This window comes from Sodalis sp. RH22 (assembly GCF_047324165.1).
Classification (GTDB): domain Bacteria; phylum Pseudomonadota; class Gammaproteobacteria; order Enterobacterales; family Enterobacteriaceae; genus Acerihabitans.
This window is the reverse complement of record NZ_CP178731.1, coordinates 3,511,045-3,532,664: the sequence shown is the minus strand read 5'-3', so window position 1 is coordinate 3,532,664 and position 21,620 is coordinate 3,511,045. Positions and strand designations below refer to the sequence as shown.

The window sequence follows — 21,620 nt, the reverse complement described above, 5'->3', positions numbered from 1 at the left end:
TGGAAAATGATCCCCGCCGGAAAATCCCGCGTCACTGTTCTAATGCAGTAGTACGATATTTGAAGCAATGATCGTTTAATGTCAATAAAAGGCAGTAAAAAAGGCATTATTTTGTCATAGGAAAATGCTATAGCCCGTTGAATAGGAAAATATGCCCGCTGTGCTTGCGTTAGCTAAGCTTATAACGATAGTGTATTAGTAAATTAGCACGCATTAATGGGCGCCTTGTGGACTTCCAACTTGATAGAACATTGTCGCTCCCGTTGGGGATGCAGTTGCGGGGGCTGGTGGAGTATGCCATCACCTTCGGCGCGCTGAAGCCGGGGGATAAATTGCCCTCGGTGCGCGACATGGCCGAGCGGGTCGGCGTGGCGCCGATGACCGTGGCGCAGGTTTATCGCGAGTTGAAACAGGCTGAACTGATCTACAGCAAGCCCGGCTCCGGTACCTTTATTGCCGACGCCGCCCAGGTCCTGCGCCACAGCGACAAGCGGTTGACCGATCTGCATCAGCACATCGACGCCCTGATCGATCGGGCGCAGGACCTGTCTTTATCGGCGGCCGACCTCGCCGCCCTGGTCACCAACCGGTTCCATCACCGCCAGCGGCGCGCCAGGACCAAAACGGTGCTGGTGGTGGGTAATTTTATCGAGTCCGCCCGCGATTATGCGCAGATTATCGCCGGCACCCTGGGCGACGGCGCGCAGCTGGACGCGACGACGCTGTCGATACTGACCGCCGATAACCGCGCGCGCGAGCAGGCGCACAGCGCCGATCTGATCCTGACCTTTGCCCACCGCCGGCGCGAGGTGATGAGCCTGCTGCCCGGTATGCGGGTTATTAATATCAGCTTTATCCCCTCCGAGCAGACCCGGCGGGCGCTGGCGTCGCTTGATCCCCTTGCCAGGGTGCTGGTGGTGTCGATCTTCCCGGAGTTTACCGCGCTGATGAAAACCGGGGTGCAGCGCTTCGCCCCGCATGTGCAGTCCATTACCGTGGTGCATCGGGACGACCCTGAACTGAACCGCTATCTGGCGCATGCCGATGTGCTGGTCTACGCCACCGGCGCCGAGGCGTTACAGGACGCCTTATCTCCCGGCCAACAGGCGTTTGAATACCGGCATATTCCTGACAGCGGCGATATCAGGCGTGTGGTGATGCCGCTGCTGACGCCGGATGTGCCCTCTGTGACCGGATTGAAGGAAATATCATGAAAATCAGTGAAATGAATTGGCAGCAGTTGGAAGAATACCTGGGCCGGGACGATCGGGTGGTGGTGCCGCTGGGCAGTACGGAGCAGCATGCGTTTCTCAGCCTGTCGGTGGATTCCATCCTGGCCGAAAAGGTCGCCGTCGAGGCGGCCGAGCCGCTGGGCATACCGGTATTCCCGGTAATGCCGTTCGGCATGACGCCGGCGTTCAGCGATTTTCCCGGCACCATCAGCCTGCGGGTCGGCACTTACCTCCGGCTGCTGTACGATATTCTCGATAATTTGAAACGGCAGGGCTTTAAGCGCGTTCTGCTGGTTAACGGCCACGGCGGTAATATGCCGGCGCAGCATATTATCAGCGAATGGATGGTGGCCAATCCCGAGGTGATGGTACAGCTGCATAACTGGTGGTGCGCGCCGCTCACCTGGGCAAAGGTACAGCAAACCGATCCGGTGGCCTCGCATGCCTCATGGATGGAAAATTTCCCCTGGACCCGGCTGGCGGGCGTCGCCCAGCCGGACCGGCAAAAACCGATGCTCGATCTGGTCGGCTTTCGCAAGCTCAATCCGGCCAAGGCCCGCGCGATGCTGGGCGACGGCAACTACGGCGGGTATTATCAGCGCGCCGACGAGGAGATGCTGGCCCTCTGGCAGGTGGGTGTCGAAGAAACCCGGCGCGTGATGGAACTGCTCTGATCGCCGCCCGGGCAAGGCACCGTGCGGGGAGCCGTTTATGCGGCGGGAGTACCCGCGGCGCGAGCGGCCGCCGGTGCGAGGCCTGGGGCGCGGAGAAATACGTCTTGCCCGGCGTCATGCCCGCAGTGGCGAACGCTTAGCCCTGCTGTTCCCGATGCCGGCATTTACGCTCTTGCGCCACCAACAGCGGGCAGCTCGGGCAATATTCCAGGCCGCTGAGCTTATAGCGCAGGCAGCACAGCCGGCGGATGATTTTCGGGCCGGCGTCGTGCTCCACCACCCGTACCGGCTGATACAGCCGGTTGGGCGCGCCGTCCGTCAGGGTTTTGGTGGCGAGAAACGCCCTGGCTTCCCCGGTATCGGCGCCTTGTTCCGCGGCCATATCGATGCCGTGGGCGACGCGGATGGCGGCGTTGTTCCAGAACAGGCCCGGCCTGATGCCGGCCAACTGGCCGAAGGTCCGGCAAACCGGCAGCACATGCGTCTCCAGCAACTGCCCGAACAGGGCGGGGATGGCGACGCCGCCGGCGATTTTTGCGCCGCGATCGGCCAGGATAAATTTTTCCGGCACGGCGGATTGCGCTCCCTGGGTAAACTGAATCGCGCGCGGATCCGCCGGCAGCCGCCAGTCATGCAGCAGCGCGATCCTTGTCCAGGGCGCCAGCAGCAGGGCAAAATACCACTGCGACCACATGGAGATCACCGCCGCCCGGTCACCCCCTTCGTTCAGCCGCAGGAACGGCTCCAGTAGCGCCAGCGCCGTTTCCGGCGCGCATAAATCCGCCGCCGAATAGCCCGTTCCGCCGCTGGGAACGGAGAAGAGAAAACTGCCGTTGATATCAATGGCGCATCCGGGGGTGGGTGCTGCTGCGTCAGGCTTCATACGCTTCCTGTATCGATCGGGACTATTGATTAAGGACAAGGCAAAGAGCTTCCGGCAGGCGGGCGGCTTGCGGTCTCTCTCCAAATGCGCATAATAGGCGATCAAAATCAGAATGATAACTATTAATATTTAAAATTTATGCAGACTCATGATGCCTATCGCCGACGTCTTTTACAGGCGATGGCCGTGTTGCCCTGGTGGTTTTCCCGCCGCGCCGCCGGCGCGCCCATACCCGATGCGGCACGTATTATCGCGCTGGAGTGGCGCCCGGCGGAGCTGCTGCTGGCCCTTGGCGTGACGCCGATGGCCATTGCCGACGCGCCGAATTACCGCAGCTGGGTGGCGGAGCCGGCGCTGCCGCCGTCGGTGCTGGACGTGGGGCTGCGCAACGAACCGAATATGGAAGCGATGCAGCGCCTGGCGCCTTCGCTGATCCTGCTATCGGAGGGTTTTGGCCCGGCGCCTGCAAGCGTCGCGTCCATTGCGCCCACCATGACCTTCCGTTTTAGCCGGCAAGGCGATAGGCCTTTGGCCGTGGCCCGCCAGGATATCGTCGCCCTGGCCGGGCGCCTGGGGATGCCGGATCGGGCGCAACGGCATATGGCCGATCTCGACCGGCAACTGGACCAGACCCGGCAGCGGCTGGCGTCTGGATCCCTTCCGCTTCCCCCCGTCTTGCTGTTTTCCTTTATCGACAGCCGCCGCATCATGGTTATCGGCAAAAACAGCCTGCTCCAGGATGTGCTGGATCGGGTGAGGGTGGCGAACGCCTGGGACGGCGAGGAAAATGTCTGGGGCAGCGCAACGGTGGGCCTTGAGCGGCTGGCGCAGTTCCGGGGCGTCAGGGCGCTGTGTTTTCATCGCGGCGCCCAGGATCCCCTGGCGGAAGTGGCCGGTTCCACGCTTTGGCAAACGCTGCCTTTTGTCCGGGAAAAACAGCTGCGGGTGCTGCCCGCGGTGTGGTTTTTCGGCGCCACCCTTGCCGCCATGCGCTTTTGCCGGATGCTCGGGCAGGCGATGGAGCCACGGGCATGAGTAAACGCGTTCCGCGCTTATCCGCCGCATTGGTCCTGGCGTTGTCGCTTGCCGCGCTGTCGCTTGCGGTATTTAATTTAACCCTTCAGCTCGCGCCCGGTTTATGGTGGCGGGCGGCGTGCCATCCCGATACCGGCAGTATTGATCAAATGCTGTTTCACTACAGCCTGCTGCCGCGCACCGCGCTCTCGCTGCTGGTGGGCGCCGGGCTGGGGCTGGTGGGGGTGGTGTTCCAGCAAATACTGCGCAATCCGCTGGCCGAACCCACCACGCTCGGGGTGTCGGCGGGCGCGCAACTGGGGCTCACGGTGGCGACCCTCCTGGCGTTGCCGGGCGACGAGGCGACCCGCCAACTGGCGACGATAGCCGGCGCGCTGGCGGTGGGCGGCCTGGTGTTCGGCGTTTCCTGGGGGCGCCGGTTGTCGCCGGTCACCCTGATTCTGGCGGGATTGGTCTTGGGGCTTTACTGCGGGGCGGCCAAAAGCCTGCTGGCGCTGCTTAACTATGAGCGGCTGCAAACCCTTTTTCTCTGGAGCAGCGGCATGCTCAACCAGCAGGATTGGAGCAGGGTACAGTTCCTGCTGCCCCGGCTGGCCGTCGGCCTGCTGCTGATATTGCTGATGCTGCGACCGCTGATGCTGATGGGATTGGATGACGGCGTGGCGCGCAACCTGGGCCTGGGCCTTATCGCCGCGCGCGTCGGCGGCATCGGCGTGGCGATCGTGTTAAGCGCCTTTCTGGTCAACGCCGCCGGCATTATTGGTTTTATCGGCCTGTTCGCGCCGCTGCTGGCGCGGATGCTCGGGGCCAGGCGCCTGCTGCCCCGTTTAGGGTTTTCCTGCCTGCTGGGCGCGCTGCTGCTGCTGCTCAGCGATCAGCTGATGATCCTGCTGGCCCGGCTGTGGCGGGAAATCCCCACCGGCGCCGCCACCGCCCTGATCGGCGCCCCCCTGCTGCTATGGCTGTTGCCCAGGCTCAGGGAGACCCGCGCCATGGCCGCGGATAACGCCCAGACGCTCAGGCCGGAGCGGCGGATGACGCCGCCGGCCGTACTGGCAGGGGTTGCGCTGCTGATACTGGTCGCCGTCGTGGCGCTGACGCTGGGACGCGATAATTACGGCTGGTATTGGTCGCTACAGGAGATGTGGCGCTGGCGCTGGCCGCGCGTGCTGGCGGCCGGCGCGGCCGGCGCGATGCTGGCGGCGGCGGGCACCCTGATTCAGAAAATGACCGGCAATCCGATGGCCAGCCCGGAAGTGCTGGGCATCAGTTCCGGCGCGGCCTTTGGCGTGGTGCTGCTGTTGCTGCTGGTGCCGAACGACGCGTTTGCCTGGCTGCTGCCGGCCGGTAGCCTGGGGGCGGCCCTGACGCTGCTGCTGATTATAGTGCTCTCGCAGCGCGGCGGGTTTTCCAGCGGGCGTTTGCTGCTGGTGGGCATAGCGCTGAGCACGCTGTTCACCACCTTGCTTACCCTGCTGCTGGTCAGCGGCGATCCGCGCATGTCATCGGTGCTGACCTGGCTATCCGGCTCCACCTACAAGGTCAGCGGCGCCCAGGCCATACGCACCGCCGTTATCGCCGTGGTACTGCTGGCGGCGGCGCCCCTGTTGCGCCGCTGGCTGGACCTGCTGCCGCTGGGCGGCGCCACCGCGCGCGCGGCAGGCGTGGCGTTAAAACCGGCGCGTATGGCCATTCTATTGCTGGCCGCCGGGTTGATTGCCACCGCCACCCTGAACGTTGGCCCGCTCAGTTTTATCGGCCTGATGGCGCCGCATATGGCCCGGCTGACCGGATTTCGCCGTCCCATGCCACAGATGCTGGCGGCCTGCCTGCTGGGCGGCGTGCTGATGATGATCGCCGATTGGTGCGGCCGATTTATTATTTTCCCTTATCAAATTCCCGCCGGGCTATTGGCCACCTTCTTTGGCGCGCCCTATTTTATCTATTTACTGCGCCGGCAGGCCGGCTGATGTATTACCCTGGCATCAGGCGCGCTAATCTATTTACACACCGCGCCGGCGGACCGGTTAACAGACCGGTGCGCCTGGCCTCGGATCGGTTCACAGCTCACCATTCCCCCGCGGGTTACAGGGGAATACCGGGCAAATACCCGTCGGCGCGTGAGATTTGTTAATTTAAGACAAAAGAATTACTAATATCTAAAATATTGTCTTGCAAATAATGCATCCTCTTGCATAATCCTGAACTCTCATAAGAATCATTCTCATTATTATTCAGCAAGGGTTTTCTGCACATGCGTACTGCCGATTTTTCTCCCGTAGGGCGAATCACGTCCTCTCCACGTCTGCTGGCCGTGGTTATCGGCGCGTGCTGCGGCGCGATGGCGTTACCCGCCAACGCCGCCGCCGCATCCAGCGCTGCTAACGCCGCCGCGTCTACCGCCGCCACGCCTGCCGCCAATACGGCCGCGGGCAAGGGTGATACCATTACCGTGGTGGCCGCGCCGGAGACCAACTTCCGTCCGGGCGGCGATCAACTGGTGCCGGCGTATATGGATGGCCAGATCGCCAACGGCGGCCGGGTGGGATTTTTGGGGCAGCAGGACGCCAGTAATGTGCCCTTCAGCGTCGTCGGGTTCACGTCGAAGCTTATCCAGGATCAGCAGGCGCGCACGCTGGCGGATGTGCTGAATAACGATGCCTCGGTGCAACGCGGCTACGGGTACGGCAACTATGCGGAAAACTTCGTGGTGCGGGGATTTACCCTTAATGGCGACGATATCTCCTACGGCGGTTTGTACGGCATATTGCCGCGCCAGATATTGCCCACCGAGTTTGCCGAACGTATCGAATTACTGAAGGGATCCAGCGCATTCCTCAACGGCGTGCCGCCCGGCGGCACCGGGGTCGGCGGTACGGTAAACGTCGAGCCCAAACGCGCCGGCGATGAACCGCTTAACCGCGTTTCCCTGGATTATACCTCCAAATCCCAGGTGGGCGGCGGGGTCGATATCGCCCGTCGTTATGGCGATAACAACCAGTTCGGCGTGCGCATCAACGCGGCGCACCGCGAAGGCGGCAGCGCCATTGATGATGAAAAACGCCGCCTGACCATGGCCTCCATCGGCCTGGATTACCGGGGCGATCGTTTTCGCACCTCGCTTGATCTGGGCGCCAGTAAACAGACGGTACATGGCGGCCGTTCGGTGGTCTACCTGGGCAACGCCACCAAGATTCCCGACGCGCCTTCCGCGACGAATAACTACAGCCAGAAATGGGCTTATACCGATACGGAAAACGAGTTCGGCATGCTGCGCGGAGAATATGACCTGACGGATTCCTGGACCCTCTATGGCGCGGTCGGCGCCAATCACGATCATGAGAACGGCGATTACTCGTCGCCGACGTTGAGCGATGATAACGGCAACGGCACCATGAGCCGGCTGACAGTACCGTATTTTTCCGACAGTTTTGCCAGCCAGGCGGGGATTCGCGGTAAATTCAATACCGGCTTCGTGAAACACAACGTCAATGTCGGCTTCTCCACCCTCAACCGTAAGGTGAGCACCGCCTACACCATGTCAGGCGCGACGATAACCAATAATATCTACGATCCGCACTATTCCGACAGGCCGGAGGAAAACCTCTATACCGGCGGTCATATGGGCGATCCGGGCGTCTTCAACCGGGTGCGCAACAACGGTATCGCCATCGCCGACACCATGTCGGTACTGGATGACAAAGTGCAGCTGACCGCCGGCGCCCGGCGCCAAAACGTAGTGGTGGCCAATTACGCCTACACCGGCGAGCAAAGCAGCCAGTTCGATGAAACCAAGGTGACCCCGGCCTTCGGCCTGGTGGTTAAACCCTGGGATCATATTTCGCTGTACGCCAACCATATCGAAGCGTTGCAGGCCGGTGATAGCGCGGGCCTGACCTATAACGGCGATCTGGTAACCAACGGCGGGCAGGTGGCCGGCATCCAGACCTCCAAGCAAAACGAAGTGGGGATCAAGGCGGACTATGGCCGCGTCGCCGGTTCGGTGGCGCTGTTTGAAATCAAGAAACCGGTGGGCGTGTATACCCGCAACGGCGCCGACAGCTATTCGTTCAACAACAGCGGCGAGGTGCGTAACCGCGGCCTGGAGCTGAACGTCTTTGGCGAACCGATCTACGGCGTGCGCTTAAACGGCAGCATGGCCTGGATGGACCCGGAAATGACCAAGACCCAAGACGGCACTTACGACGGCAATGACGCCATCGGTATCCCGCGCTACCAGATGGTGCTGGGCGGCGAATGGGATATTCCCGGCCTGACCGGCATTACCGCCACCGGCAAGGTGATTCATACCGGCTCGCAGTATGCCGATTCGGCCAACAACCTGAAGGTGGATAGCTGGAACCGCCTGGACCTGGGCCTGCGCTACAATATGAACCTGCCGAAAAACAATATTATCTGGCGTGCCGGCGTGGAAAACGTCACCAACGAGAAGTATTGGGCTTCGGCCACCGGCGGTTACCTGACCCAGGGCGACCCGCGCCAAGCGAAAGTGTCCATGACGGTCGACTTCTGATAACGCGCCGGGCATAAAAAAACCGCGCCGGCCCCGGCCGTTGCGGTTTTTTTTCTGGTATTTGCGCCGCCTTTGACGACATGTCCGCCGTTAGATGCGTCACGCGTGCAGCGTTGGCCGCACGCGGTCGACCTATTAGAAGTCGACGCTCATGGAAAGCTTCAATTCACGCGGGTCGCCCTGGAAAACATAGGTGCCGGTTTCTTCCACCGATGACCAGTAATTTTCATTAGTGACGTTTTCGACACCGGCGCGCCAGACCACGTTATGCTCCTTAAGGCTGGTGGTGTAGCGCGCGGCCAGGTCCAGGCGGGTCCAGGAATCAAGCTTTACCGTATTAGCCTCGTTCATATATTGCGAGCCGGCGTGAGTCACGGTGCCGGTGGCGGTCAGTCCTTCAACGCCCGGGATATCCCATTCCCCGTTCAGCACCGCTTGGTATTTCGGCACGCCGACGGCATCGTTGCCATCATTGACCCCATTAAGGGTTCGGGACAGTTCGCTGTCTATCCAGGTGACGCTGCCAAGCAGGCGCACGCCGTATAGCGGCTCGCCGAACACATTGAGCTCTATGCCGCGATTTTTTTGTTCGCCGTTCAGGCCGTAAATATTGCTGGTCGGATCGGTAAAGCCGTTGGGCCGTTTAATTTCAAACAACGCCACCGAACCGGCGACGCGGCCGAAATCGGCTTTAATCCCCATTTCATTCTGTTTGGATAACACCGTGCCGGTAACATAACCGGCGTTAGCCGTTCTCGAAGGCGCGGTCTTGCCCGGCTGCAGCGCTTCGATATGGTTGGCGTAAAGGGAAATATGTTCCCAGGGTTTGACCACCAGGCCATATGCGGGCGTGATTTTCATCGCGTCAAAGGCGCTGGCGCCGTCTTCGACGCCGGTGTAGCTGTAATTGCGGATGCGAATTTCCTGGCGCCGCGCCCCAAGCGTTAGCAGTACCCGATCGTCCAGCGCCGAGAGCGTATCGGATACGGACGCGCCGGTGGTATTGGTGCGGCTGCGGGTCACCGGATGATGCAGTGAACTGGCGGAATACAGCGTCGGCGGATTATCAACCTGCACCGGATCGTATATGTTAGTCCGCGATGTCGAGCCCGATAGGGTATAGCCGGCGCGGGTTTGGGTATTGACACCCGAATAGCCGACGTTCACGTTATGCTTGATCACGCCGGTATGAAATGTCCCGCGGATGCCGGTCATGCCGGAGAAATTATCGCTGCTGTAACCGGTTGACAGACGGCTTATGCTCGCGTCGCCCTGGCTGTTAAGCACCGTCGCAGCGGTATAGGAGCCCAATTCATCGTTACGGCTGGCGCCGATGGCGGAATAAAACGTCCAGTTCTCGGTGATGTCATATTCGCCGCGCAGCATGCCGAATTGGGTCTTCAGATCGGAATAGGCCCACTGCGGGCTGTAATTGGTGGAAGCATCCGGCAGGGCGGGCAGGTCCGTCATGTTGGGCCCAAGCTTCAATCCCATCCGGCCGCCGTGGTCGGTCTGTTTCTGGTAACCCCCGTCCAGCGACGCGCGAAAACGATCGCCGCGGTAATCCAGGCCGACCGAGGCCAGGGTGGTGCGTTCCTTCGCGTCGTGCACCGCCGTTTCCCCTTCGCGCTGCAGGACGTTGGCGCGTACGCCAAACTGGTTGTTATCGCCAAAGCGGCGCCCGGCATCCACCGATGTCCCGATGCGTGATTTGGTGCTGTAGTCCGTTCCCAGACGCACCAGCGGGTCGTCGCCGGCGTGTTTCGGCTCCAGGTTAATTGCGCCCCCGACGCCGCTGCCTCCCGGCGGTACGCCGTTGAGGAAGGCGTTGGAACCTTTGAAAATTTCGACTCGATCTATCATCTGGGTGGAAATAATCTGACGCGGCATCACACCATAAAGCCCTCCCAGGGAAATATCCTGGCCGTCGACCTGGAAACCCCGGATCCGATAGCTTTCGGCAATATTACCGTAGCCGCCGGCCAACTGTACCGATGCATCGTTGCGCACGACATCGGACAGCGTTTTCGCCTGCTGATCCTCAATCATCTTGGCGGTAAAGCTTATTACATTGAATGGCACGTCAAGCGCGCTCTGTTCCCCCAGGATGCCCAAGCGAGCGCCATTGGCCACTTGTCCGTCCAGGTATGCCGGCACCGGCTGGTCACCACCGGGTTTAAACGCCTGCGGCGCGGCGACCACGGTAATCACGTCGTCCTTTGCACCGGTGGCGGCGGGGGTCGCTGTAGGGGCGGCGGGGAGCAGCGTTGCCCCAGCGACATGGCCACTTAATACGGAACTGAGGACTAGGGCCAGGGAACGGCGAACCCTAAACCGCCGCCCTACCAGTGAACACATACGCATAACATCCCTTAATGATAAAGATAATGAGTTTCATTCTTAGGTGGCTAATTATCAATAATTGGAATTCATTTGCAACAATTAGTAAGAATTACATTTGCAATTGCCTGCGAAAAACCTGGCGATCACAGCGGATGGCGCAAGGGGTGGTCTACAGTAATAACAGGCAATCCCTTCAAGGAGCGCGCGATGCTATCCGTTCATCACCTGAATAAATCCAGATCACACCGTATCCTGTGGCTATTGGAAGAGCTTGATCTGCCCTACGACGTTTTTTATTACCAGCGGGATAAACATATGCTGGCGCCTGAAACGCTGAAAATAATCCATCCGCTGGGCAAATCACCCATTCTCACCGACGGCGCGCTGACGCTGGCGGAATCGGGCGCCATTATTGATTATGTGCTGGATCGCTACGACGGCGCGTTCCTGCTTGCGCCGCAGGACAGTCGCAGCGAGGAGTGGGTACGGTATCGCTACTGGCTGCATTATGCCGAGGGGTCGTTAATGCCGTTACTGGTGATGAAGCTGATTTTCGGCATGCTGGGTAAACCGCCGGTACCGCTGCTGGCAAGGCCCATCGGCGCGGCGGTGGGCAAGGGGGTATCGCGCAAGTATCTCGATCCCCAGTTGCTGACCCATTGCCGGTATCTGGAAAATCATCTCAGCCAGTATCCCTGGTTCGCCGGCGACCGGTTCAGCGCGGCGGATATCCAGATGAGCTTTCCGCTGGAGGGCCTGGCGACGCGCGTGGGCATTGACGGGTACCCGTCGCTGCGGTCTTATCTCGATAAACTGCGGCAGCGGCCGGCCTACCAGCGGGCGAAAGAGCGCGAGCAGCAGCCCGGGACAGCCTGAGGACCCCCGCCAAATCAATAAAGTGTCAGCTAAAGGAACTTTCGGTTGAAATCCCCCCGCCGGGGGCAGGATAATCCCCGCCCTCGCATGGTTATATCATCGCAATCGTGATGGTAAGTGATGATGAAGCAACATAATCCCAGGGGATTTTTTATGTCCAGTTCCATCCAACCGGCCAGCGACAACGCCCGGCCGCGCTCCTCGCTTGATGCCTGGTTCCAGATTTCCGCGCGCGGCAGTACCCCGCGCCAGGAAGTATTGGCCGGCCTGACCACGTTTTTGGCCATGGTGTATTCGGTGATCGTGGTGCCCGGCATGTTGGGCAAGGCCGGGTTTCCGCCGGCGGCGGTATTTGTCGCCACCTGCCTGGTGGCGGCGTTCGGTTCGCTGTTGATGGGGCTATGGGCCAACCTGCCGATGGCGATCGGCTGCGCCATTTCCCTTACCGCCTTTACCGCGTTCAGCCTGGTCTTGGGCCAGCATATCAGCGTGCCGGTGGCGTTGGGCGCGGTATTCCTGATGGGGGTGGCGTTTACCCTGATTTCCGCCACCGGCATCCGCTCCTGGATCCTGCATAACCTGCCTATGGGCGTGGCCCACGGCACCGGTATCGGCATCGGCCTGTTTTTATTGATTATTGCCGCCAATGGCGTCGGCCTGGTGGTAAAGAACCCTATCGAAGGCCTGCCGGTGGCCTTGGGTCATTTTGCCTCGTTCCCGGTCATGATGGCGCTGACGGGGCTGGCGGCCATTTTTGGCCTGGAAAAGCTACGGGTGCCGGGCGGCATTCTGCTGGTGATTATCGCCATCTCGCTGCTGGGCCTGATATTTGATCCCCAGGTCAGCTATCGCGGGCTGTTTGCCTTGCCGACCCTGTCCGACGCCGAGGGGCATTCGCTGATTTTTAACCTGGATATCAAGGGCGCGCTGCAGCCGGCGGTATTGCCAAGCGTGCTGGCGCTGGTGATGACGGCGGTGTTCGACGCCACCGGCACCATTCGCGCGGTGGCCGGGCAGGCCAATCTGTTGGATAAGGATGGCCAGATTATCAACGGCGGCCGCGCGCTGACCGCGGATTCCCTGAGCAGTATCTTTTCGTCGCTGGTGGGCGCGTCCCCGGCCGCGGTCTATATCGAATCCGCCGCCGGGACCGCCGCCGGCGGCAAGACCGGGCTGACCGCGACCATTGTCGGCCTGCTGTTCCTGGTGATCCTGTTTTTATCGCCGCTGTCTTATCTGGTGCCGGCGTACGCCACAGCACCCGCGCTGATGTATGTCGGCCTGCTGATGCTCAGCAACGTCGCCAAACTGGATTTCAGCGATTTTGTCGACGCGATGTCGGGACTGCTGTGCGCGACCTTTATCGTGCTGACCTGCAATATCGTCACCGGTATCATGCTGGGCTTCGGATCGCTGGTTATCGGCCGGGTTTTTGCCGGGGAATGGCGCAGGCTTAACGTCGGCACGGTGCTTATCGCCGTGGCGCTGGTCACGTTTTACGCCGGCGGCTGGGCTATCTGAGGGGTTTAATGCCGGCGTGACGCGGCTACCCGCCGTCGCGCGGGTTATTTGCGCAGCTTTATCTTGCTTCCAGGCCGCGCCGGTTTCTTTAACCGGCGCGGTTTTTTATTGCTATCCCGGCGCCGCTACCCGATCGGGGGATAAAAAAAAACCGCCCATGGCCGATAACAGGTTTTTAACTTTTGGCAAAATGATCTACTATCAAAACTCGCGTTTCAGGCCAGGACCCCGCTCCAGGGCCAGACGGTAAACGTTGCCAGAAGGACAGACTAAGGTAAGCATGGAAATCTTTTTTACAATTCTGATCCTCACCTTGATTGTATCCCTGTCGGGTGTGATTACGCGTATTTTGCCGTTTCAAATTCCCCTGCCGTTAATGCAGATTGCGCTGGGCGCGCTGCTGGCCTGGCCGCAGTTCGGCCTGCACGTGGATTTTAACCCGGAGCTGTTCCTGGTGCTGTTTATCCCGCCGCTGCTGTTCGCCGACGGCTGGAAAACCCCGGCGCGGGAATTTTTACGCCACGGCGGCGAAATCGTGGCGCTGGCCCTGGTGCTGGTGCTGATTACCGTGGTCGGGGTCGGTTACCTGATTTACTGGATGGTGCCCGGCATTCCGCTGGTGGCGGCGCTGGCGCTGGCGGCGGTATTGTCGCCCACCGATGCCGTGGCGCTTTCCGGCATCGTCGGCGAAGGCCGCATCCCCAAGAAGCTGATGGACATCCTGCAGGGCGAGGCGCTGATGAACGATGCGTCCGGCCTGGTCTCGCTGAAGTTCGCCATTGCCGTGGCCATGGGCACCATGGTGTTTACTGTGGGCGGCGCCACGCTTGAGTTCGTGAAAGTGGCGGCCGGCGGTTTACTGGCCGGCGTGGCGGTGACCTGGGCCTATAGCAAGTCGTTGCGGCTGATCAACCGCTGGAGCGGCGACGACCCCGCCACCCAAACGGTATTGCTGCTGTTGTTGCCCTTCGCCTCCTACCTGATCGCCGAACATCTCGGCGTGTCCGGTATCCTGGCGGCGGTGGCCTCCGGCATGACCATCGGCCAGTCCGGCATTATCCGCAACGCGCCGCTGGCCATGCGCCTGCGCGCCAATAGCGTCTGGGCGATGCTGGAGTTCGTGTTTAACGGCATGGTGTTTATCCTACTGGGCCTGCAGTTCCCGGAAATCCTGGCCACCTCCATTACCCAGGCCGAGCTGGATCCGACCATCGAAACCTGGATGCTGTTTACCGATATCGTAGTGATCTATGCGGCGCTGATGCTGCTGCGGTTCGTCTGGCTATTGTTGATGAAAAAATTCAGCCAGCGGTTTTTGCATAAACGGCCGATGGTGTTTGGCGACTACAGCATGCGCGAAATCCTTATCGCCTCCTTTGCCGGGGTGCGCGGCGCCATCACCCTGGCCGGCGTGTTGTCGATCCCGCTGCTGCTGAGCGACGGCGCCGCGTTTCCTTCCCGCTACCAACTGGTGTTTATCGCCGCCGGGGTGATCCTGTTTTCGCTGATCTGCGGGGTGGTCGCCCTACCGCTGCTGCTGCGCGGCATCGTGGTATCGGATAAGGCGCTGAACCGCAAGGAAGAGCGCATGGCGCGCGCCGCCGCCGCCGAGGTGGCTATTGAAAGCCTGCGTAAAATGCAGGAGCGGCTGGCCAACGATAACGAAGAAAATATCGACACCCAGCTGCTTAACGAGGTTAGCGCGCGGGTTGTCGGCAACCTGCGCCGGCGCGTCGACGGCAAAAGCGATCAGGGCGACGCGCTGCTGGCGGAAAACCTGGAGCGGCGCATGCGGCTCAATGCGCTGCGCGCCGAACGGGGCGAGTATTATCATCTGCGCGCCCAGCAGAAAATCAGCAATGAAACCCTGATGAAGCTGCTGCACGATCTGGATTTGCTCGAGGCGCTGCTCATCGAGCGGGAATAGTGCCCGGGGGCGTCCGGCGGGGAAGCGCGCTGATGTCCGTTTATGGCCGCGTGCGGCTATCCGCTGGCGTGCCGTTTAGCGCGCATCGGCGGGTTTCGGCTGCGGCCAATGCTGGCGGCAGGCGGTTATCCAGGCCTGGGCGCCATGGGACAGATAACTGTCCTGGCGCCAAATAAGCCCCAGTCGCCACATCATCAACGGCGCTACCGGCAGCGACAGCAGCCGGGTTTTGTCCAGCCGCCGGCAGATGGGCTCGGGCAGGATGGCGATGCCGATGCCCGCTTCCACCATGGCCGCCAGAAAATCCCATTGCCCGCTGCGCACAGCGATTTGCGCCGTGATGCCCCCGGCCTGGAAGGCGGTCATCAACTGCCGGTAAAGCGCAAAATCCTCGTTATAGATTAATATCGGCCAGCTCCCCAACTCGGCAAAAGGCACTGTGTCGCGCCTGAGCCACGGCGCTGCGCGCGGCACCACCGCGCATAACGGGTGGCCAAACAGGGGCAATATGGCCAGGGCGGCTTCGGTATCAGGCGTCAGCGCGGTCAGCGCCACATCCAGCTCGCCGGACAATACCGCCTGCTGTACCGTCAAACCGCCAAACTCGGCGATCTGCAATTCTATACCGGGGTACTGGCGGCGGAAATCGCGGATCAGATCCGCCATCTGCGTACCGACCATGGGGGGAATGCCCAGCCGCAGGCGGCCTTTTTTCAGCGAGCCGATATCCTCCAGCTCCGTCTCCAGCTGGCGGAATTGATCCAGAATGCCCAGCCCGCGGTGATACACCGCCTGCCCGCTGTCGGTCAGGCGCAGCCTGCGTCCCTCGCGGATCAGCAACGTGCAGTCCAGCTCCTCCTCCAGATGTTTGAGCATTTTGCTGATGGTGGGCTGGGTAACGAATAAGCTTTGCGCCGCGCGCGTAAAGCTTTGCTGTTTGACCACTTCCACAAAATATCGCAGGGTGCGGATATCCATGACTATTCCAATGGGTAATGATATCCATGATATTAATTCATTTTAAGCAAGTTTACCCGTCCGCCTATAATGCCGTTTCTTCGAGGCAAAAAAGGATGCTGTCATGCTGTCGCAAGGGCGCCTGAACCTGCCGCCGCGCGTGCTGCAATATCAACTCCCGGTCCAGGTGGGGTTGTATATCGGCCTGTTCCTGATAGCCCAGCAATTGGTGGCGCGTTTTCATCTGCCGCTGCCCGCCAATGTGGTGGGCATGTTTATGCTGCTGGCGCTGATTTTATCCGGTATCGTGCCGGTGGCGTGGGTGGCGGCCGGCGCGCGCTGGCTGTTGGCGGAAATGTTGCTGTTTTTCGTCCCCGCCGTGGTGGCGGTGATTAATTATACCCAACTGCTGATGCTGGACGGCTGGCGTATTTTTGTGGTGATTGCCATCAGCACCGTGCTGGTGCTGGGGGTTACCGGCCTGGTGGTCGACCGGGTGTATCGTTTTGAGCTGTGGCTGGCGCGCCAAAAGGCCCGACATGATTGATCTGATCCTGGGTTTGGCCTGTTTATTGGTGACCTTGGTACTGTATTTCGCTAATAAGCACCTTTATCGCCTTCATCACCACCTGATGCTGATGCCGCTGATTTTTACCCCGGCGGTGCTGGTGGCATTGCTGGCGGTAACCCATGTTTCCTATCAGCACTATCTGGTGGAAACCCATTGGCTGTTATGGCTGTTGGGTCCTGCCACCATCGCGTTTGCGGTGCCGGTATACGAAAACCTCGCCATTATCCGCCAGCATTGGCTGTCGCTTTGCGCCGGCGTTATCGCCGCGACCCTAACGGCGGTCATCAGCTCGGTATGGCTGGCGCGTCTGCTGGCGTTGCCCGAGGTTATCCAGCGCAGCCTGGCGGTGCGTTCCATCACCACGCCGTTCGCGCTCGAGGCGGCCCGGCAGATGGGCGGCCAGCCGGATCTGGTGGCGCTGTTCGTGGTGATCACCGGCGTGTTCGGCATGGCGATGGGCGATATTGTTTTTTTGCGTTTGTCGGTCACGGGCAAGATGGCCAAAGGCGCCGGCCTCGGCGCGTCATCCCACGGCGCGGGCACCGCGCGCGCCTATGAGCTGGGCCGGGAGGAGGGCGTGGTGTCGAGCCTGGTGATGATGCTGGCGGGAGTGCTTACGGTGATGGTGGCGCCGCTGATTGGGCGGGTGATGTGGTAAAGCCGCATCAGTAATTTGATTTTATGGGTAAAAGACTTGCGTGGCGCGGGCGCCGGACGCGCGCTGGTAAAGGCGGTCCGTCCGCACGGACCGCCGGGCCGCTTGCCTGCGCCGGGCAATTCCTCTATCGCCCAGTGCGTGGCACGCGTAACCCTGCCTAGGCGATAGAAACCCCACCGGCGGTCGCAAGCGACACCTTTGCCGCCGCCGCGATCAGGCCTTTTTGAACGCGGCCGGGGCCGGTGTTTCCGGCCGCACGGCGTTGGGTTCGCGCACGCCGGTCTGCGAGCGGATAAACTGGGCGAAGAACAGCGCGCGCTCGCTGGCGCCCTGCGCCGAGGTATCGGTAATCGAAAACACCCAGATACCGATAAACGCCACCAGCATCGAGAACAGCGCCGGATATTCATACGGATAAATCGGCGCGGCATGGCCGAGCACCTGCACCCAGACGGTCGGCCCCAGGATCATCAGCATCACGGCGGTAATCAACCCCAGCCAGCCGCCCACCATGGCCCCGCGCGTGGTGAGCTTCGACCAGTACATCGACAGCAGGATAATGGGGAAGTTACAGCTGGCGGCAATGGAGAAGGCCAGCCCGACCATAAAGGCGATGTTCTGCTTTTCAAAGGCAATGCCCAGCGCAATGGCGACGATGCCCAGGATCACCACGGTGATTTTTGACACCCTGAGCTCGTCGCGTTCGGTGGCGTTGCCGCGCTTGATGACGCTGGCGTAAAGATCGTGGGAAACCGCCGACGCCCCGGCCAGGGTCAGTCCCGCCACCACCGCAAGGATAGTGGCGAAAGCCACCGCCGAGATAAAGCCCAGGAAGAAGTTGCCGCCCACGGCGTTCGCCAGGTGGATGGCCGCCATATTGGCGCCGCCCAATAACGCGCCGGAGCTGTCCTTAAACACCGGGTTGGCGCCGACCAGCAAAATAGCGCCGAAGCCGATGATAAAGGTTAAAAAGTAAAAATAACCCATAAAACCGGTGGCGTAGAGCACGCTCTTGCGCGCTTCCTTGGCGTCGCTGACGGTAAAAAAGCGCATCAGGATATGGGGCAGGCCGGCGGTGCCGAACATCAGCGCCAGTCCCAGCGAGAGCGCGGAGATGGGATCGGAGACCAGCCCGCCGGGGCGCATGATGGCGGCGCCTTTGCTATGCACCTTCATGGCCTCGGAAAACAGTGTGTCAAAACTGAAGTGGACGGTTTTCATCACCATCAGCGCGATAAACGTGGCCCCCGCCAGCAACAGCACCGCTTTGATAATCTGCACCCAGGTGGTGGCCAGCATGCCGCCGAACAGCACATACATCACCATCAGTATGCCGACCAGCACCACCGCCACATGGTAATTCAGGCCGAACAGCAGCTGGATAAGCTTACCCGCGCCCACCATCTGGGCAATCAGGTACAGCGCCACCACCACCAGCGAACCACAGGCGGACAGGGTACGAATCGGCATTTGCTTAAGGCGGTAGGAAGCCACGTCGGCAAAGGTATAGCGGCCGAGGTTGCGCAGCCGTTCGGCGATCAAGAACAGGATAATCGGCCAGCCGACCAGGAAACCCAGCGAATAGATCAGGCCGTCATAACCCGAGGTATACACCAGCGCGGAAATACCGAGAAACGACGCCGCCGACATATAGTCGCCGGAGATGGCCAGACCGTTTTGCAGGCCGGTGATATTGCCGCCGGCGGTGTAATAGTCCTTGCGCGAGCGGGTCCGTTTCGAGGCCCAATAGGTGATATACAGCGTCATGGCGACAAACAGCACGAACAGGATGATGGCCTGGATGTTCAGCGGCTGCCGGTCCCCCGGCGCCGCCTGTGCCAGCAGGGGAACGGCCAATAGCAAGCCCGCCGGGAGTCTGATGAATTTATGCATCGTACCGTACCTCGCGCAGGAGCTGTTGGGTCAGGCGTTCAAATTCGCCATTGGCGCGGATGACATAAACCGCGGTCAGGACAAATGAGAGGATGATAATGCCGACACCTATCGGGATACCGCGCGTGATGCTGGTCCCCTCATGGATCGGCGTGCCCAGCCAGCCCGGCGCAAAGGCGATCAGCATGATAAAACCATAGTAGATCACCAGCATTATCAACGAGAGCAGCACCGCAAAATGCTGTCGTTTGGCCACCAGTTCCTTGAAGTGTGGGTTACTCGCTATCCTTTGATAAATGACGTCATTCATCAGGGACTCTCCAGTAGGGTAGAGGTAAAGATCGGAAAGCGCCGTCCGGAGACGGCGGAGTTTTTATGAAGGCATATCCATGGATTGTTTTTCTTCTAACAGCTTTTCAACGACGCCCGGATCGGCAAGCGTCGAGGTGTCGCCCAGATTACTGGTGTCGCCGGCGGCAATTTTGCGCAGGATGCGGCGCATAATCTTGCCGGAGCGGGTTTTAGGCAATGAATCGGTCCAGTGCAGGATATCCGGGGTGGCGATGGAGCCAATTTCCTTGCGCACCCAACTGCGTACCTCGTTATACAGTTCGGCGGTGGGCATTTCGCCGTGGTTAAGGGTGATGTAGGCGTAAATAGCCTGGCCTTTGATCGCATGCGGAATACCGACCACCGCCGCCTCGGCGATTTTCGGATGCGATACCAGCGCCGACTCGATTTCCGCGGTGCCGAGGCGGTGGCCGGACACATTCAGCACATCGTCCACCCGGCCGGTGATCCAGAAATAGCCGTCTTCATCGCGCCTGGCCCCGTCGCCGCTGAAATACATGCCTTTAAAGGTGGAAAAATAGGTTTGCTCGAAGCGGTCGTGATCGCCATACAGGGTGCGCGCCTGCCCCGGCCAGGAATCGGTGATCACCAGGTTTCCCTCGCCGGCGCCTTCCTGGATAGCGCCGCCGTTATCCACCAGCGCGGGCTGGACGCCAAAAAACGGCAGTGTGGCGGAGCCGGCCTTCAGCGCCACGGCCCCCGGCAAGGGCGTGATCATGAAACCGCCGGTTTCGGTTTGCCACCAGGTATCCATGATTGGGCATTTGGCGTTGCCGATTTTATGGTAATACCATTCCCAGGCTTCCGGGTTGATGGGTTCGCCCACCGACCCCATGATGCGCAGGGATGCGCGGCTGGTGCCCTCGATGGCCTTGTCGCCCTCGGCCATCAGCGCGCGGATGGCGGTCGGCGCCGTGTACAGGATATTGACCTGGTGTTTATCCACCACCTGGGCCATGCGCCGGGCGTCGGGCCAGTTCGGCACCCCTTCGAACATCAGGGTGATGGCGCCGCAGGCCAGCGGGCCGTAAAGCAAATAGCTGTGGCCGGTTACCCAGCCCACGTCGGCGGTGCACCAGTAAATATCGCCGGGATGATAATCAAAGACATATTTAAAGGTCATGGCGGCGTAGACCAGGTAACCGCCGCTGGTATGCAGCACGCCTTTGGGTTTACCGGTCGAGCCGGAGGTGTAAAGGATAAACAGCGGATCCTCGGCGTTCATTGCCGCCGGCGGGCAGTCGTCAGCGGCGCGCGCCACCGCGTCATGCCACCAGAGATCGCGCCCCTCGGTCCAGTCGATGTCTTTACCGGTGCGCTTAAAGACAATTACCCGTTCTATGGTTTTTACCGTCGGGTTTTTCAGCGCGTCGTCGATATTCTTTTTCAAGGGGATCTTGCGCCCGGCGCGAATGCCTTCGTCGGCAGTGATCACCAGTTTGGCGCTGGAGTCGACAATCCGTCCGGCAATGGCCTCGGGGGAAAAGCCGCCGAAGATCACCGAATGTATCGCCCCGATACGGGCGCAGGCCAGCATCGCCACCGCCGCTTCCGGCACCATGGGCATGTAAATCGCCACCACATCGCCTTTGGCGACGCCTTGCTCTTTCAGTACATTGGCGAAGCGACACACCGCCTGATGCAGTTGCCGGTAGGTCAGGGTCTCGCTTTCGCGGGCGTCGTCCCCTTCCCAGATAATGGCGGTCTGATCGCCGCGTTCCGCCAGGTGCCGGTCCAGGCAGTTGGCGGATACATTGAGGGTTCCGTCTTCGAACCAGCGGATTCGCACGTGGCCGGGGTCGAAAGAGGTATTTTTCACCCTTTGGTAAGGCGTGATCCAATCAATAATCTTGCCCTGTTCACCCCAGAAGGTATCGGGGTCGGTGACAGACTGTTGATAAAGCTGGCGATATTGCTCCTGGGATAACAGGGCGCGTTGCGCAATCGCGTCGGGAATCGGGTACGTATGGGGATGGCTCATGGTTTCCTCCTTGGATTTGTTAATAATATGTCAAGCGAGGGTTAATTGAACCTGCCCTGAGGGCTTTGTTTCTTTTTTGCGCGTTAGATCACGCAGCAAAACTGAGGTTTTACCTCAGTGTACAAAAATCTGCCGCGAACTGAACTTTTTGTCCGTTTGTAGGGAGTTTATTTATCATACATAA

Annotated in this window: 16 protein-coding genes; 10 read left to right on the top strand and 6 right to left on the bottom strand. The window is 60.5% G+C overall.

Features of this window, described 5'->3' with window-relative positions; all coding sequences use genetic code 11:
- The first annotated feature begins 251 nt into the window (after positions 1-251).
- Positions 252-1,214 (top strand): GntR family transcriptional regulator, encoded by a 963-nt coding sequence (locus tag ACL2XN_RS16050; RefSeq protein WP_413721872.1) that lies wholly within the window; start codon positions 252-254, stop codon positions 1,212-1,214.
- Entirely contained in the window at positions 1,211-1,906 is a 696-nt protein-coding gene (locus tag ACL2XN_RS16045; protein ID WP_410012569.1) for a creatininase family protein, read from the top strand. The genes ACL2XN_RS16050 and ACL2XN_RS16045 overlap by 4 nt, the downstream gene beginning before the upstream one ends.
- A 136-nt stretch (positions 1,907-2,042) precedes the next feature.
- Here the strand turns inward: ACL2XN_RS16045 and fhuF are convergent, their stop codons facing one another.
- Positions 2,043-2,789 carry a siderophore-iron reductase FhuF gene (gene fhuF / locus ACL2XN_RS16040; protein WP_413729068.1) on the bottom strand — a complete coding sequence of 249 codons (747 nt, stop codon included), beginning with the start codon at positions 2,787-2,789 and terminating at the stop codon, positions 2,043-2,045.
- 138 nt (positions 2,790-2,927) lie between these two features.
- Here fhuF and fhuD point away from each other — a divergent pair, with 138 nt between their 5' ends.
- The 3 genes from fhuD (at position 2,928) to ACL2XN_RS16025 (ending at position 8,358) form a co-directional block, all read left to right on the top strand.
- A complete protein-coding gene (gene fhuD, locus ACL2XN_RS16035; RefSeq protein WP_413729067.1) occupies positions 2,928-3,824 on the top strand; it encodes a Fe(3+)-hydroxamate ABC transporter substrate-binding protein FhuD in 897 nt (298 codons plus the stop codon).
- Complete coding sequence (gene fhuB / locus ACL2XN_RS16030) at positions 3,821-5,794, top strand: Fe(3+)-hydroxamate ABC transporter permease FhuB (protein ID WP_413729066.1); 1,974 nt, start codon at positions 3,821-3,823, stop codon at positions 5,792-5,794. Before fhuD ends, fhuB begins: the two co-directional genes overlap by 4 nt.
- Before the next feature lie 284 nt (positions 5,795-6,078).
- The gene (locus tag ACL2XN_RS16025) at positions 6,079-8,358 is read left to right on the top strand and encodes a TonB-dependent receptor (protein WP_413721876.1); all 2,280 of its coding nucleotides are present in this window, start codon (positions 6,079-6,081) and stop codon (positions 8,356-8,358) included.
- Positions 8,359-8,493: 135 nt separating this feature from the next.
- Here the strand turns inward: ACL2XN_RS16025 and ACL2XN_RS16020 are convergent, their stop codons facing one another.
- Complete coding sequence (locus tag ACL2XN_RS16020) at positions 8,494-10,716, bottom strand: TonB-dependent receptor (protein ID WP_413721877.1); 2,223 nt, start codon at positions 10,714-10,716, stop codon at positions 8,494-8,496.
- A 192-nt stretch (positions 10,717-10,908) separates the two neighbouring features.
- Between ACL2XN_RS16020 and ACL2XN_RS16015 the strand changes: the two genes are divergently transcribed.
- The 3 genes from ACL2XN_RS16015 to ACL2XN_RS16005 all read left to right on the top strand — a co-directional run bounded on the left by ACL2XN_RS16015 (position 10,909) and on the right by ACL2XN_RS16005 (position 15,025).
- A complete protein-coding gene (locus ACL2XN_RS16015) occupies positions 10,909-11,577 on the top strand; it encodes a glutathione S-transferase (protein ID WP_413721878.1) in 669 nt (222 codons plus the stop codon).
- Positions 11,578-11,730: 153 nt separating this feature from the next.
- Positions 11,731-13,098 carry an NCS2 family permease gene (locus ACL2XN_RS16010; RefSeq protein ID WP_413721879.1) on the top strand — a complete coding sequence of 456 codons (1,368 nt, stop codon included), beginning with the start codon at positions 11,731-11,733 and terminating at the stop codon, positions 13,096-13,098.
- Between the two features lie 280 nt (positions 13,099-13,378).
- Positions 13,379-15,025 (top strand): Na+/H+ antiporter, encoded by a 1,647-nt coding sequence (locus ACL2XN_RS16005; RefSeq protein WP_413721880.1) that lies wholly within the window; start codon positions 13,379-13,381, stop codon positions 15,023-15,025.
- 75 nt (positions 15,026-15,100) lie between these two features.
- Here the strand turns inward: ACL2XN_RS16005 and ACL2XN_RS16000 are convergent, their stop codons facing one another.
- A complete protein-coding gene (locus ACL2XN_RS16000; RefSeq protein WP_410012561.1) occupies positions 15,101-16,003 on the bottom strand; it encodes a LysR family transcriptional regulator in 903 nt (300 codons plus the stop codon).
- Positions 16,004-16,106: 103 nt separating this feature from the next.
- Here ACL2XN_RS16000 and ACL2XN_RS15995 point away from each other — a divergent pair, with 103 nt between their 5' ends.
- Together ACL2XN_RS15995 and ACL2XN_RS15990 are read left to right on the top strand one after the other, a co-directional pair.
- Positions 16,107-16,529 carry a CidA/LrgA family protein gene (locus ACL2XN_RS15995; protein ID WP_410012560.1) on the top strand — a complete coding sequence of 141 codons (423 nt, stop codon included), beginning with the start codon at positions 16,107-16,109 and terminating at the stop codon, positions 16,527-16,529.
- A complete protein-coding gene (locus ACL2XN_RS15990; RefSeq protein WP_410012559.1) occupies positions 16,522-17,211 on the top strand; it encodes an LrgB family protein in 690 nt (229 codons plus the stop codon). Before ACL2XN_RS15995 ends, ACL2XN_RS15990 begins: the two co-directional genes overlap by 8 nt.
- 213 nt (positions 17,212-17,424) lie before the next feature.
- Here the strand turns inward: ACL2XN_RS15990 and ACL2XN_RS15985 are convergent, their stop codons facing one another.
- The 3 genes from ACL2XN_RS15985 to acs all read right to left on the bottom strand — a co-directional run bounded on the left by ACL2XN_RS15985 (position 17,425) and on the right by acs (position 21,436).
- Complete coding sequence (locus ACL2XN_RS15985; RefSeq protein WP_413729065.1) at positions 17,425-19,104, bottom strand: cation acetate symporter; 1,680 nt, start codon at positions 19,102-19,104, stop codon at positions 17,425-17,427.
- Complete coding sequence (locus ACL2XN_RS15980; RefSeq protein WP_413721882.1) at positions 19,097-19,414, bottom strand: DUF485 domain-containing protein; 318 nt, start codon at positions 19,412-19,414, stop codon at positions 19,097-19,099. The genes ACL2XN_RS15985 and ACL2XN_RS15980 overlap by 8 nt, the downstream gene beginning before the upstream one ends.
- A gap of 63 nt (positions 19,415-19,477) precedes the next feature.
- Entirely contained in the window at positions 19,478-21,436 is a 1,959-nt protein-coding gene (gene acs / locus ACL2XN_RS15975) for an acetate--CoA ligase (protein ID WP_413729064.1), read from the bottom strand.
- Between the last annotated feature and the right edge of the window lie 184 nt (positions 21,437-21,620).

Bases quoted from the DNA above. Each gene is read 5' to 3' on its own strand.
- ACL2XN_RS16005 (WP_413721880.1), top strand. From the start codon at position 13,379: ATGGAAATCTTTTTTACAATTCTGATCCTCACCTTGATTGTATCCCTG.
- fhuF (WP_413729068.1), bottom strand. From the start codon at position 2,789: ATGAAGCCTGACGCAGCAGCACCCACCCCCGGATGCGCCATTGATATC.
- ACL2XN_RS15995 (WP_410012560.1), top strand. From the start codon at position 16,107: ATGCTGTCGCAAGGGCGCCTGAACCTGCCGCCGCGCGTGCTGCAATAT.
- fhuB (WP_413729066.1), top strand. From the start codon at position 3,821: ATGAGTAAACGCGTTCCGCGCTTATCCGCCGCATTGGTCCTGGCGTTG.
- ACL2XN_RS16045 (WP_410012569.1), top strand. From the start codon at position 1,211: ATGAAAATCAGTGAAATGAATTGGCAGCAGTTGGAAGAATACCTGGGC.
- ACL2XN_RS16015 (WP_413721878.1), top strand. From the start codon at position 10,909: ATGCTATCCGTTCATCACCTGAATAAATCCAGATCACACCGTATCCTG.
- ACL2XN_RS16020 (WP_413721877.1), bottom strand. From the start codon at position 10,716: ATGTGTTCACTGGTAGGGCGGCGGTTTAGGGTTCGCCGTTCCCTGGCC.
- acs (WP_413729064.1), bottom strand. From the start codon at position 21,436: ATGAGCCATCCCCATACGTACCCGATTCCCGACGCGATTGCGCAACGC.
- ACL2XN_RS15980 (WP_413721882.1), bottom strand. From the start codon at position 19,414: ATGAATGACGTCATTTATCAAAGGATAGCGAGTAACCCACACTTCAAG.
- ACL2XN_RS15990 (WP_410012559.1), top strand. From the start codon at position 16,522: ATGATTGATCTGATCCTGGGTTTGGCCTGTTTATTGGTGACCTTGGTA.
- ACL2XN_RS16000 (WP_410012561.1), bottom strand. From the start codon at position 16,003: ATGGATATCCGCACCCTGCGATATTTTGTGGAAGTGGTCAAACAGCAA.
- ACL2XN_RS16025 (WP_413721876.1), top strand. From the start codon at position 6,079: ATGCGTACTGCCGATTTTTCTCCCGTAGGGCGAATCACGTCCTCTCCA.
- fhuD (WP_413729067.1), top strand. From the start codon at position 2,928: ATGCAGACTCATGATGCCTATCGCCGACGTCTTTTACAGGCGATGGCC.
- ACL2XN_RS15985 (WP_413729065.1), bottom strand. From the start codon at position 19,104: ATGCATAAATTCATCAGACTCCCGGCGGGCTTGCTATTGGCCGTTCCC.
- ACL2XN_RS16010 (WP_413721879.1), top strand. From the start codon at position 11,731: ATGTCCAGTTCCATCCAACCGGCCAGCGACAACGCCCGGCCGCGCTCC.